We start from the raw sequence: 13,545 nt of genomic DNA on the forward strand, positions 1-13,545 counted from the left end.
CTTCAGAGACTAAGATTTAATAGATAAGGAGGATGAAATGGAAGAGAAAATACTTGAAATTATTGGTCAAGAAGATAAGAGAAATCCATTAACAGATGAGAAAATTTCCAAATTATTATCCATCAGCCGCGAAGAAGTATGTAGCTTAAGGTTTAAATTGGGAATTTCAGATTCAAGGGAACGACGAAAGAATGTATTAATCAAAGATATTGAGGCAATACGGCAAAAAAATCCTAATATATCAGAACGAAAGTTGACGGTTAAGCTAAATGAACTTGGATATCAAGTATCGAGGTATATAGTATCTTCGATTAATAAAGAAATATTTATTGAAGATAAAAGAGTGAAAAAACAAAGCAAAGAGAATGCAGATAGAAAAGATCATTTTAGTTTTGATGAGATTATTGGTAGTTATGGAAGTCTCAAAATGCAAATATCCCAAGCAAAAGCTGCTATGTTATATCCACCCCATGGTTTACACACTTTAATTCATGGACCTAGTGGTGTAGGGAAAAATCAGCTTGTTGAGGCTATGTATGATTATGCAATTTCAGTTGGTAGACTAGAGAGAGATAGTCCATTTATTATTTTTAACTGTGCAGATTATGCTGATAATCCCCAACTTCTAATGTCACAATTATTTGGTTACAAAAAAGGAGCATTTACTGGTGCTTACGATGACAAAGAGGGGATTGTAGAAAAAGCAAATAATGGAGTTTTATTTTTAGATGAAGTACATCGTTTGCCTAGCGAAGGGCAGGAAATGTTATTTTATTTGATTGATAAGGGATCTTATAGAAAATTAGGTGAAACAGAGAGTTCCCATGAAATGAATTTTATGCTTATTGCTGCAACAACTGAAGATTTAGATTCTTCACTACTTATAACTTTTCGAAGAAGAATTCCAATGGTTATTGATATTCCACCATTGTCACAGCGTCCCCTTTCAGAGCGACTTATGATTATACAACAATTTTTGAAGAAAGAAGCACTGCGTATTAATCGAAGAATTATTGTGAAAAAAGAAGCTTTAAAATATTTATTATGTTATCTTTGCCCGGGGAATATTGGACAGCTAAGAAGCGATATTCAAGTTGCTTGTGCTCATAGCTTTCTGAAATATATTGCTGAAGAAAAATATGAGTTAACCATTGATGTAGAGGATTTACCTAGCTATGTAAAAAATATAGCATCAAATTTAAATACCAAAAATATGGGAATATCTTGCTATATAGAAAATGATTTAATTATATCTAATATTAAAACTGAAAATAAGATGGATTTAGAGTTACCACTTCAAGATAGCAATATTTATCAAGTCATAGAAAATAGGTATCAAGAGCTAATGGAAAGTGGTTACTATAAAGATGAAATTTATGAACTTATTGATGGAGAAATGAATAAGCAACTTAAGCATTTATTTAAAAAATATGAGGACAAAAATGTAAATCAAAGAAATATTGATGACATTGTGGGAACTCAGATTATTCGAACCGTGCGTAAATCCATGATTCTTGCTAAGCAAAGCATTAATAATCTTAGTACAAGTATCTATTCTCCCTTATGCCTTCATGTTAGTGCAGCCTTCGAGAGGCTTAAGAATAATAAGTTAATATTCAATCCACAACTTGAAAAAATTAAAAATAATTATCCTTTAGAGTTCAAGACAGCCCAAAAAATGGCATTACAATATGAAAGTGACTTGAATATCAAATTTCCGGACGAGGAAATAGCATTTATTGCTATGTACTTAAAGACTTTTTCTCAAAAAAAGGAAGAATCAGAGTCAAGGATTGTTGTGATTGTTCTTACACATGGTGATGTTGGAATTGCTATGGCGGAGGTAGCCAATAAGTTATTAAATGTGAATATGGCGATAGCCATAAAAGTAGCATTAGATGAGTCACCAAAGGATGCATTGATAAAGACACAACATGTCATTGAGCAACTTGATGAGGGGCGGGGATGTCTTATTCTAACGGATATGGGTTCCCTAGTTACATTCGGAGATACGATTAGTAAGAATACTGGAATTGATGTTAGAACAATTTCCCGTGTTGATACAGTAATGGTTATTGATGCAATTCGAAGAGCTATTATTTCTGAAACGACTTTAGATGATCTTGAGGAAGCTCTTAATGCAGAAAGAATGATTAATTTCCATAGAAATATACAGAGTGAATCACCGTTAAAGCCTGTAATTATAACAACATGCATGACAGGACATGGAAGTGCACTAATTATAAAAGGTAGAATAGAAGAAATTGTTAAAGAAGAAAACGCTAAGGTAGAAGTCATACCAATTGGTGCTATGAGTGAGGAAGGAATAGAAAAAAACTTGGGAAAAATAAAGTGGAAAAACAATGTTATTGCTATTGTTGGAAACATCAATGTAGAGCATTCAGGTATACCTTTCTTTCCTTTAAAAGACATCATTTATGGAAATGATCAAGATCTTCGCACAATCTTACAAGAATTTTCAAAAGAAAAATTAACTAAGAGCAGATTAAAAGAATTACTCTTTGATGAACTTATTTTTTGTGAAGAAGAAAAAGTATTTAAAAATAATATAATTGATTTACAAGTTCAGGCCTTGATAAAACAAGGTTTTGTTGAGGAACAATATCTTTTAGATGTATATAAACGAGAAGCTATGGAGGGTACTGTGCTAGGGTATTTTGCTATTCCCCACGGGTTTCCAGAACATGTCACAAAACCTGCCGTTTCGATTGTGCGGTTGAAAGAGCCAATTCTTTGGGAAAAAGACTTTGAAACTCGTATTATTTTTATGCCTGCATTAAAAGAAGATTCAAGTACATATACGAGGGATTTATTTAAAGTATGTACAGATAAAAACGTATATCAGCAGCTTCTAGAAGCAACAAAAGTGGAAGAGATAAAAGAAATAATATTGAACATAAAAAAACCGTCCATTTAATTGGTACGGTTTTTGCTTTATTTAATGGCATGGATAAAAAAGGGGGTGATTCATAATTGAATGGCAATATTGAGATAAATGAAAATCTGATTCTACCGCACATGGATGCAAAAGATAGTAAACAGGTATTGTATGAATTAAGTAAAAGGATGAAGAAATATGGCTATGTTAAAGATACTTTTTATGAAGCAGTATTAAAGCGCGAAGAAGATTTTCCTACAGGATTAAAATGTGGTCAATATAATTTTGCCATTCCTCACACAGAATCTATTCATGTTAATAGATCATGTATTGGAATAGCAACGCTTCAGCAAGGGGTAGATTTTCGTAGAATGGATGAACCTGAAGATTCTGTAAATGTATTTTTGGTTGTATTATTAGCTTCAGCTGGTGGACACGAACATATTGAAATTTTAAGACATGTAATCAAAATTTTCCAAAATGAAGCAAGTATACAACAGTTGGTCCATACAGAAAACAAGCATGAAATTGTGCAAGTTTTACAACAATGTTTGGTAGGAGGTAGTGATGATGAGTAAAAAACTGGTATTAGTAGTATGTGGTGCAGGGACTCTAACATCGGTGATTGCATCACAAGGTATTGAAGAAGGGTTAAAAAAAAGGGGTGTTAATGAGGTCCAGGTAAAGACCGGAAGGATTGATGATATCGAAAGATTTCAAAATCAGATTTCAGTTTTAGTATCCACGATGAATATTCGTCAACAATATTCATTTCCAGTTGTGAATGCCATTGCATTTTTAATAGGAGATGACTATGGGATGGAAAAAGCAATTGATAAAGTCGCAGATATTCTAAAGGATAATTAGTAAAAATTATAATTAGAACTATGGCAAAATGGCTTATAATTATCAATAGATTTTTTTCGTATTATCTGAATCCTAAAAATTAAAGTATGGGAGGGGAAATATATGAACGTGATGGATGCAATAAAAGCGGGTTTTGATTGGTTTTTTGGTTTGGGTGGAACTGTATTTGTTCCTGTTATTATGTTTACGCTTTGTATGATCTTTAAAGGCGGTTTATCTAGGAGTATACGTAGCGCCATATTCTTTGGTATTGGACTTACAGGATTAAATCTGATAATTGATTTATCTATTAACGCTATGACACCTGTAACGCTTGCATTATCCGATAGATTAGGAGTGAACTACAATGTAATCGATATTGGTTATGGAAATGTATCTATTGCCTGGACTTGGCCTGGAGTTATTTGGGTAATATTAGGGATCATTGCACTTAATTTAGTATGTGTACTGTTAAAGCTCACAAAAACATTGTGGGTTGACATGTGGAATATTTGGCATGGTGAGTTTATTGCTGCTTTAATGTGGGCACTTACAGGTAGCATAACTATAGGTGTTGGATCCGGTCTACTTCTTCTACTTATTAACATGTTTTTAGCTGATTATCATGCAGAAAGAATTCAAGAGTTTAATGGTCTTGAGGGGATCTCTGTTGTAGCAACATCTGGAACCTTCACTGCATCTTTTGCACAAATAGTGATGAAAGGAATTGAACGCATCCCAGGTTTAAGGAATATTAAAGCATCTCCAGAAGAAATCAAAAACAAATTTGGTATCCTTGGTGAGATGGCCGTTGTTGGAGCTCTTATGGGTATCGTAATGGGTATTGTAGGTGGATTTAATGTGACTGAGACCCTGCAGTTATCTATAAAGTTAGCCGCAGTATTAGTCATTTTACCTAGAATGTTGTCTCTAATTGCAGAAGGTATTATTCCTATTTCTAATGCATTATCAAAATTCATGAGACAAAAATTTCCAGATCGTGAATTAATGATTGCTGTTGATCCCGCTATTCTGTTAGGTGATCCATCGGTTATGTCTACTGTAATTATTATGTTTCCTATTTCTGTTTTAGTTACAGCAATTCTTCCTGGGAGTAATTTTCTTGCAGTTGCATCTTTAGCGGCTATGCCTTACTGGGTTGGTGGAATGGTTCCTTATACTAAAGGAAATGTTGTGCACACTGTTATTGTTGCCACCCTATGGATTATACCTACTACATTAATTGCTTCTAGTATGGCAGGTATTATCACTGAAGCAAGTCAATTAACTGGACTGTTTACTGATCAAATTGCAGATGGAGCATTATTTACTAATTGGGAAGAAGGAGGAAACTTTTTACTGTGGCTTTTAGTAAAAATAGCACATTTATTCGGATATTAAAAAGGCTCTGTTATGAAAGTAGCTCGATTGAAAGACATTGAAAGAATAGCAGTAGAAGAGGCTAATAAAGCAACACTAGAAAGCGAAGATCATGTTCTAATTCAAATTAAAGTAGTCACAATTTGTGGTTCGGATGTTCATTACTTTAAGTCACAACACCTACCCCATCATTTAGCCTATCCCTTAGTATTAGGACATGAGGCAGCGGGGGTGGTGAGGCAGGTAGGTAGAAAGGTTACACATTTAAAGGTGGGAGATCGTGTTGCAATAGAACCATCAAACTGGTGTGGTAAATGCTATTATTGTCGGACTGGACGCTATAATTTTTGTGAAAAGTTGACGTTCATGGCCAGTAAAGGAATAACAGGAGCATTAAGAGAATATGTTTCATGGCCAGCAAAAGTTGTGTTTAAATTGCCAGATAATTTAAGCTTTAAGATGGGAGCTCTTTTAGAACCTTTATCTGTGGCTTATTCAGCCATGGAGAAGCTCCCATTAGAAAACTGTTCAAACATTGCCATAATAGGCGCAGGTTCTATTGGAATGCTTGTTGGGAAACTAATATCTATTATGTATCCTCAAAAAAAGGTTTGCTTAATAGATCTTCATAATGATAAGAAAAGACTTGGAGAGAGACTCGGATTAAAAAAGGAGCAATTTCTTATTCAAGGAGAATACAAAAATTCAGATATTCTGGATTTGGATGCGCTAATTGATACAACAGGCAATACAAAGGTTGTTAACACCTTTATGAATTACTTGCGTTATGGAGGTACTTTGGTACAGGTGGGGGTAACAGATCAACGATTACAGCAGACTTTTAAACAAATCGTATATAAGGGGCTATGTATAATTGGGAGCTATCGCTATGCAAACACATATCCAAAATTAATTTCACTATTAAAAAATGATGACTACAATATTGCTAAAATTATTACGCATAATTTTCATCTGAGTGATGTACAAAAAGCCTTTGAGATAGCTCAGAGTCCAAGATGCATGAAAGTTTCAATTATAATGGATAAATAAAATAAAGTATAGGGGATGGATTCTTAGGGTTTCATCCCTGCATTTTTGAGATGAAGTAATATTAATACAAAGAAAGGAAGGATTACATGTATTTCAAGAATAGAGAATCAAACTATGAAAAATTTCCATATACAAGAATTCATGGGTATGATGATGAGGCATTTAATGGATATTCAAATATTGTTATGGAACTTAAAAAGCAAATCAAAGCAGAAAATAAAGATAAAGTTGTTATGGTTATTGATTATTATCATGGTGTTCGAAAAGCTGAAATAGAGGAGAATTTGATACAACAACTAAATCCGGATGAAATTATTTTCTGCGAGGATGCAAAGCTACCAGAAAACATTTTATATCCAAAATTAAAAAGAAATATAACCGATGATAGAGTATTTGGAGTTCTATCTGTCCATAAGCTATCGGAGTTCTTTAATTTAGAAAAATTAGAGTTATTAAAGAATAGAGTTAAAAATGCAGAAGGCAAGTTGGTTTTAGTATATGGCGTGGGGGCATCACTAGTTACTAGAGGAGACATTTTAATTTATGGGGATTTGTCACGGAGGGAGATTGAATTACGTTATCAAACGAATGAACTGGATAATTGGGGTGTAAGAAATTTTGAAGAAGACTATTTAAGAAAATATAAGCGTGCATATTTCATTGAGTGGAGAGTATTTGATCGACACAAGATGGATATGTTTGAAGATATTGATTATTTGATTGACACCAATAAAGATAATCGTCCTAATATGATTACTGGAATGGCACTACAGGAGGGCATTAAACAAATAGCAAAACAACCCTTTCGATTGGTACCCTATTTTGAAGAAGGTATTTGGGGCGGTAGATGGATGGAAGAAGTATGTGACTTAGAACGTGACAAAAACAACCTTGCTTGGTGCTTTGATGGAATTCCTGAAGAAAATGCGGTACATTTAAAATTTAATGAAGTAACAGTGGAGATTCCTTGTATTAATATTGTATTAAGGGAACCTGACTTATTGCTTGGGGCAAAAGTGCATGCGCGCTTTGGGACAGAGTTTCCTATCCGATTTGATTTTTTAGACACAATGGGTGGTGGGAACCTAAGTCTTCAGGTACATCCTCTTACAGAATATATTCAAGATAATTTTGGAATGCACTATACCCAGGATGAAAGTTATTATATTTTAGACGCTAAAGAAGATGCTTGTGTATATCTAGGTGTAAAAGAGGGGATTAAAGAAGAAATGCTTATTCCTGCACTGGAAGAAGCACAGAAAAATGGGGAGTTTGATGATACAAAATATATCAACAAATTTCCTATTAAGAAACATGACCATGTTTTAATTCCTGCAGGAACTATTCATTGTTCAGGTAAAAATGCTATGGTACTTGAAATTTCAGCTACTCCCTATATTTTCACAATGAAATTATGGGACTGGGGAAGAGTGGGTTTGGATGGAAAGCCTAGACCTATTAATATTAATCATGGGGCTAAGGCTATTCAATTTGATCGTACAGAGAAGTGGGTAAAACAAAATCTTTTAAATCGTGTAGACATTGTGGAAGAGGACGAGGATAAAAAGGTTGAAAAAACAGGTCTTCATGAATTAGAGTTTATCGAGACAAGAAGGTATTGGTTTGATAAAAGAATATGTATAAATTGTCATGAATCGGTCAATATGTTGAATTTAGTTGAGGGTGAAGAAGCAATTATTACATCTTCTAATGAAGACTTTGAACCATTTGTTGTTCATTATGCCGAAACTTTTATTATCCCTGAAAGTGTAAAGGCATATGGAATAGCACCTTATGGAAAATCTCTAGGGAAAAAAGTAGCTGTCATTCAGGCACGTGTGAGAGTCTAATAAGGAGGTTGAAAACTTGAAAACAGGATTTAATATACAAGTAGATCTAGATAATCTAGAATTTATTTATGGAGATGGTGTTTTTGGACCCAAAACAGAAAAAAGAAAGCTTAATGATATTCGAGAGAGTTTGAGCGACCCAAATGTTTCTGGACCTGAGATTATTTATGCTGTAGCGATGGATGTTGGAAAAGAAGAGAATAGAGAAGACCTAATAAACCGTAATTTGTTATATGGTGCAATGATTTTTCAAGGTGGAACAATAGGAGATGAACCAATTCGAAGTCAGGGACATGTTCATGCAATTTCTAAATCATGTAATTGTTCCACTCCTGAAGTATATGAGATATGGTCTGGAGAGGCTTGTATCTATATGCAAGAGTATGCAACAGATAATCCAGGTAGATGCTTTGCAGTACATGCACAAGCTGGTCAAATTGTAATTGTGCCACCTGGTTGGGCCCATTGTACCATTAATGATTCTATAGATGAGCCAATGTTGTTTGGGGCATGGTGCATCCGAGACTATGGATTTGAATATAAGGACATCCGTGCACATAATGGAATAGCATTTTATCCCAAGGTAAGAAATGAAAAAATTCTATTTGAACAAAATTCAAAATACACAGATACTATTCTAGAAATTAAGGAAGCTAGAGATTATCCAGAGTTTAAGCTAAAACAAGGAATTCCAATCTATACCCAATATGAGAAGAACCATAACCTTTTTTCATTTGTAACTCAGCCACAATTATTTAGAGATATCTGGAAGGGATTTTGTCCTTAGAAAGGAGCAAGTTTATGAGCAATACAATCATTCATTTTGGTGGGGGTGCATTAGGGAGAGGGTTAGTCATACCACTAATAGTAGGAAGCGGATATGAGGTTATTTTAGCGGATACCAATGAAGCACTTCTTCATAACATCAAAGAAAACATGTCTTATACTCTCGACATTACAGATGCGAAAAAAAATCGTTACCGAAAAATATTTGTCCAAAACGTCTTATCTTGTACCTCACAGGAAGAGCGATTAATTTCACTTCTGCAAGAAGTAGATACTGTAACTACGTCAGTACGTAGAGAAAATTTAAAGCATGTAGCTAAAATATTAGTAAAAGCCTGGAAAGATGAAGATATAAGCAATAAGAAAGTGATTTGCTGTGAAAATATAGAGCATGTAAGTTCATATTTTCAGGAACTACTTCTAAAACAAGATCTTACCATGGAGCAAAAAACACGAATTTCACAAATTTGTATTCCAGATACTATTGTTGATCGAATTTGTTCAGCAACAGATGACTTAAATCTTATTAAAAGTGAAATGTTTTATGAATGTAGTGTTGATGCAAAACAATTACCTAACACCGGAATTAAATATATAACATCGGTTTCAGATATTGATATTCATTTTGCAAGAAAACGTTTTTTAATGAATTCATATGCTGATGCAATTAGTTTCTTTGCTTTATCCAAAGGCATAAAATATTTACATGATGCTGCTAAAAGTAATGAAATTAATGATATTGTTAAGCCATTTATTACTTTATTAAAGACGTTATTAAGGAATGTATATAAAATTGATGAGGATGAATTAGATAAATGGGCAAATTGTTATCGTAATCGGCTTACAAATAATAATATCTTACGGGATTTACACACTGTTGCACGAAATATTATCCCCAAATTATCTTTAGAAGAACGTTTTTTATCCCCCTTGATCCAAGCAAAAAACAATGGAATTGAGATTGAAGAGGGAGTAGCCTTCTTAAAAGAACTTATTTTTACGGAAAACAAAATGAAAGATAGCCCACTCTCTAGGAGAGATCTTTTAGATAAATTAAAAGAACTCTGGGCAAGCAATGAAGATGGAAGAGATATTTTTAAGATGACACAAGAACTTTTAAAAGATGAAATATAAAAATTCAGTTATATGACTTAAGTGATTTGGTGTAAAGTATATATACTATAACGGACACTCCACAGGCATAAAGTGCCAACACACTAATTATGAAAGCTATCTCTTCCTCCGATTCTAAGTCATACAAGACAATAAAAATGTCAGTAATATTAAATTGAGTCATGATTTATTTTCCCTAGTTTAGTATTTGTGTAGTAGAGATATTCTAACCAAGGAGAATGAGCTTATGGCTCATTTTTTTACACAATCATATAGACTTTATCTTTACTTATAATAGAAATACATCCTTCTAATATTGTACCTATATATTTGTATTTACAAATTATATATAGTATGTTACTATGCAAGTAAGAAATTTTCATTGGAGGGATTATATGGAGGAGAATGTGTATGCAGAACAAGTTGAAGTAAATATAAAAATAGAATGTGAGAAAGCAATTGATGAGCAATTGGAAATTATGGAACAATATACAAATGTCCATAGAGAAAATTTAGATGCGCCTAGGGAAGTAAGAGAAATTAGATGTTTAAATGTTCTCTATCCAAGACTTTTTCGAAAAATAGAGGAGAGTGATCTTGTTATTGGACGATTAGATGCTTTGCCTATAGGTTTTGGGTGTGTAACATCCATTGGCGGAGTGGGACATTATTGTAACTTCAATAAATTGGATCAATTTAAAGATTCTCTAACAGATGAAGCCAAGAGGCAGAGGGTAGAAAAATTACGTGAATATTGGGAAATACATGATACAAGAAGTATTTTCTTTAAGGAAACGCTTACGGGAACAACCTTAGGAAAATTTGTAGATAACAGATATCCTGCAATCATTACAGCCAGACTAAGCGGGATGTATTTAGATTATAACAAATTGATAGATTTAGGAATTCCTGGATTAAGGAAAGAAATAAATCATTATAAAACAAAAATTCAGGATGAAAAGTCTCTTATTCTATATCATGCCTTTGAGGAAGTACTAAACCTATTAATAAAAACCATTGATTATCATATCCACCTTGCAACAGAAGAACAAAAAAGGAATGATAAAAGAAGACAAGAAATGGGTATAGTGATAGAGACCTTAAATAATATAAAAAAAGATAAACCAAAAACTTTCATGGAGGGAGTGCAACTTTCCTGGCTCTATAGTTTGCTTTCCTCGGTAGTAAATTATGGACGAATGGATGATTATCTAGGGGAGCTTCTGGTAAAAGATCTTGAAATCGGGAGAATTACTGAAAATAAGGCTAAGGAAATGATCAAATCCTTATTCAAATTAATAGAGGCAAGAAAAACAACCGTTAATGGTCGGGTAGTCATTGGAGGAAGGGGGAGAAGAAATCCAGAGATAGCTGATATTTTTTGTAAATTGGCTATACAGGCCGTAAAGGAAAATAAAGATACAGAACCCCAATTTACCTTGAGAATTTATGAAGGAATGAATGACAAAATCTACAATGCGGCATTAGATTCTATAGGAGAGGGAACAACCTATCCTGTACTCTATAATGATGATATTAATATTCCTGCAGTAATGAAATCTATGAAAAAAGATGAGAAAACCGCTCAGCACTATGTGCCATTTGGATGTGGAGAATTCGTTCTATCTGGTATGAGTGTAGGCACACCTAATACCTGTCTTAACCTATTAAAAATTTTAAACATTTCACTAAATGCTGGTATTGATCCATGGGATGGCTTAGATAAAAGCGGAGAAATTCAATTGCTTTCCTATGACCAAATGGAAACATTTGAAGATGTTTTTCATCAATATAAAAGGCTGTTAGATTATTATATTGATAGAACAGCTCAATCACAGGCATTTTCCTATAAAGTGATGAATCAAGAGTGTTCCTTTCTATTTACCAGTTTGCTGACAAAGGATTGTTTAGGGAGAGGAAGATCTTTATTAGATGGAGGGGTAAGATACCTTGGAGGAACCAATGAAACCTATGGAAATATTAATGCCGCAGACTCCCTCAGTGCCATTAAAAAGGTTGTCTTTGAAGATAGGAAATATTCCTTGAAAGAGGTTTTGAAAGCTATGAACCATAACTTCAAGGGATATGAGGATCTACGAAATAAATTATTGGATGCTCCTAAATATGGAAATGATGAGGATTATGTGGACTCTATCGCAGTAGAGTTGCATGAATATGTATGTAGTGGTGTTAGTAATGCAGCTCAAAAGGTAGGTTTAGATTCTTATCTTGTAGTGATGATTAATAATCAAGTAAATACCGAGTGGGGTAGAGGAACTAGTGCTTCAGCAGATGGAAGGTTAACGGGAATGTATATGAGCAATGGGAACAATCCTCAAAGTGGGGCAGATAAAAATGGACCCACTGCCATGCTAAATTCTCTAGCAAAATTAAGAGCAGATATCCATGCCGGCTCTGTTCAGAACATTAAATTTAGTAAGGGGATGTTTAATAATAAACGGGAAGTTATTAAAGCACTTTTCAAAACTTATTTTGCTAATGGAGGGCCTCAGCTAATGGTTTCTGTTGTGGGAAGAGAAGAATTAGAAGAGGCTTACCGTCATCCAGAAAGATACCCAAATCTATTGGTCAGAGTGGGGGGATTTAGTGCTAGATTTGTGAATCTTGATAGGGATGTGCAAGAAGAGGTATTGGCACGGACTTTAAATGATTAGGGAGGAATCCTATGAAAGGGACAGTATTTGATATTCAAAGATTTTGTATCAATGATGGACCGGGAATTAGAACTACTGTATTTTTAAAAGGATGTCCATTGGATTGTTTATGGTGCCATAATCCTGAATCAAAAAAATTGAAACCACAACTTTCCTTTATAAAAAAACATTGCATTCTATGTGGAAGGTGTCAAGAGGTTTGTGAATATGATGTACATGAGGTCACAGAGAAAGGACACAAAATAGATTATGAAAAATGTGTGCTTTGTGAAAAGTGTGTTGAGGCATGCCCCGCGAAGGCTTTATCAATATATGGTAAAGAAATGAATGTAGAAGAAGTATTATCTATAGTAATAAAGGATAAAAATTACTATGATAATTCTAATGGAGGGCTGACTATTTCAGGCGGAGAAGCAATGAGTCAATTTGACTTTACTTTTGCGTTAGCAAAGTCTGCTAAGAAAAGAGAAATTCATGTGACAATAGAAACCAGTGGTTTTGGTAAAAGTGAGGATTTTGATAAAATAGAACCCTATATTGATCTGTTTTTATTTGATTATAAGGTGACTGGAAATGAATTGCATAGGAAATTAACAGGGGTAGATAGAGGTTTAATTGATAAAAATCTTAATTTATTGCTTTACAAAGGAGCAAAAATTATTCTAAGGTGTCCCATTATTCCCAATTATAATCTATCCCATGAACATCTAGAATCCATTTACCAATTGGCAAAGGCTCATGAGAATATTGTTATGGTAGAGATATTGCCCTACCACAATCTGGGGGAGAGCAAAGTTGAACAAATAGGAGACGGTTATGCTGCTAGTGAAGCCTATATGCCAGAAGAGCAGGAAGTGGAGGGCTGGATTAAAAAATTAAAGGAAATGGGATTGCAAAAGATAGGTAGGGGATGATGAAAGTCGTCCTCTTTTAAAGTAAAAGGGGG

General features: G+C 33.9%; 10 protein-coding genes. All 10 read left to right on the forward strand.

Features of this window, described 5'->3' with window-relative positions:
- Nucleotides 1-37: 37 nt before the first annotated feature.
- Nucleotides 38-2,938 carry a sigma 54-interacting transcriptional regulator gene (locus NSA47_RS08995; protein ID WP_257531129.1) on the forward strand — a complete coding sequence of 967 codons (2,901 nt, stop codon included), beginning with the start codon at nucleotides 38-40 and terminating at the stop codon, nucleotides 2,936-2,938.
- Between the two features lie 56 nt (nucleotides 2,939-2,994).
- Entirely contained in the window at nucleotides 2,995-3,477 is a 483-nt protein-coding gene (locus tag NSA47_RS09000; RefSeq protein ID WP_257531132.1) for a PTS sugar transporter subunit IIA, read from the forward strand.
- Nucleotides 3,470-3,766 (forward strand): PTS sugar transporter subunit IIB, encoded by a 297-nt coding sequence (locus NSA47_RS09005; protein ID WP_257531134.1) that lies wholly within the window; start codon nucleotides 3,470-3,472, stop codon nucleotides 3,764-3,766. Before NSA47_RS09000 ends, NSA47_RS09005 begins: the two co-directional genes overlap by 8 nt.
- 111 nt (nucleotides 3,767-3,877) lie before the next feature.
- Entirely contained in the window at nucleotides 3,878-5,146 is a 1,269-nt protein-coding gene (locus tag NSA47_RS09010) for a PTS transporter subunit IIC (protein WP_257531369.1), read from the forward strand.
- A 12-nt stretch (nucleotides 5,147-5,158) separates the two neighbouring features.
- A complete protein-coding gene (locus NSA47_RS09015; RefSeq protein ID WP_257531136.1) occupies nucleotides 5,159-6,175 on the forward strand; it encodes a zinc-dependent alcohol dehydrogenase in 1,017 nt (338 codons plus the stop codon).
- A gap of 86 nt (nucleotides 6,176-6,261) precedes the next feature.
- Entirely contained in the window at nucleotides 6,262-8,025 is a 1,764-nt protein-coding gene (locus NSA47_RS09020) for a class I mannose-6-phosphate isomerase (protein WP_257531138.1), read from the forward strand.
- Nucleotides 8,026-8,041: 16 nt separating this feature from the next.
- Nucleotides 8,042-8,812 carry a glucose-6-phosphate isomerase family protein gene (locus NSA47_RS09025; RefSeq protein WP_257531140.1) on the forward strand — a complete coding sequence of 257 codons (771 nt, stop codon included), beginning with the start codon at nucleotides 8,042-8,044 and terminating at the stop codon, nucleotides 8,810-8,812.
- A gap of 14 nt (nucleotides 8,813-8,826) precedes the next feature.
- Nucleotides 8,827-9,945: a mannitol dehydrogenase family protein gene (locus NSA47_RS09030; RefSeq protein ID WP_257531142.1), complete on the forward strand. Its 1,119-nt coding sequence runs from the start codon at nucleotides 8,827-8,829 to the stop codon at nucleotides 9,943-9,945.
- Nucleotides 9,946-10,319: 374 nt separating this feature from the next.
- Nucleotides 10,320-12,599: a pyruvate formate lyase family protein gene (locus NSA47_RS09035; protein ID WP_257531144.1), complete on the forward strand. Its 2,280-nt coding sequence runs from the start codon at nucleotides 10,320-10,322 to the stop codon at nucleotides 12,597-12,599.
- Between the two features lie 11 nt (nucleotides 12,600-12,610).
- On the forward strand, nucleotides 12,611-13,513 hold the full coding sequence (locus NSA47_RS09040; RefSeq protein WP_257531146.1) for a glycyl-radical enzyme activating protein: 903 nt from the start codon (nucleotides 12,611-12,613) through the stop codon (nucleotides 13,511-13,513).
- The last annotated feature ends 32 nt before the right edge of the window (nucleotides 13,514-13,545 follow it).

The sequence above is a fragment of the Irregularibacter muris genome (assembly GCF_024622505.1).
GTDB classification, from domain to species: domain Bacteria; phylum Bacillota; class Clostridia; order Eubacteriales; family Garciellaceae; genus Irregularibacter; species Irregularibacter muris.

What these genes read in the sequence shown, in the direction of transcription:
- NSA47_RS08995 (WP_257531129.1), top strand. Translation starts at nt 38, where the DNA reads ATGGAAGAGAAAATACTTGAAATTATTGGTCAAGAAGATAAGAGAAAT.
- NSA47_RS09040 (WP_257531146.1), top strand. Translation starts at nt 12,611, where the DNA reads ATGAAAGGGACAGTATTTGATATTCAAAGATTTTGTATCAATGATGGA.
- NSA47_RS09010 (WP_257531369.1), top strand. Translation starts at nt 3,878, where the DNA reads ATGGATGCAATAAAAGCGGGTTTTGATTGGTTTTTTGGTTTGGGTGGA.
- NSA47_RS09030 (WP_257531142.1), top strand. Translation starts at nt 8,827, where the DNA reads ATGAGCAATACAATCATTCATTTTGGTGGGGGTGCATTAGGGAGAGGG.
- NSA47_RS09005 (WP_257531134.1), top strand. Translation starts at nt 3,470, where the DNA reads ATGAGTAAAAAACTGGTATTAGTAGTATGTGGTGCAGGGACTCTAACA.
- NSA47_RS09020 (WP_257531138.1), top strand. Translation starts at nt 6,262, where the DNA reads ATGTATTTCAAGAATAGAGAATCAAACTATGAAAAATTTCCATATACA.
- NSA47_RS09035 (WP_257531144.1), top strand. Translation starts at nt 10,320, where the DNA reads ATGGAGGAGAATGTGTATGCAGAACAAGTTGAAGTAAATATAAAAATA.
- NSA47_RS09015 (WP_257531136.1), top strand. Translation starts at nt 5,159, where the DNA reads ATGAAAGTAGCTCGATTGAAAGACATTGAAAGAATAGCAGTAGAAGAG.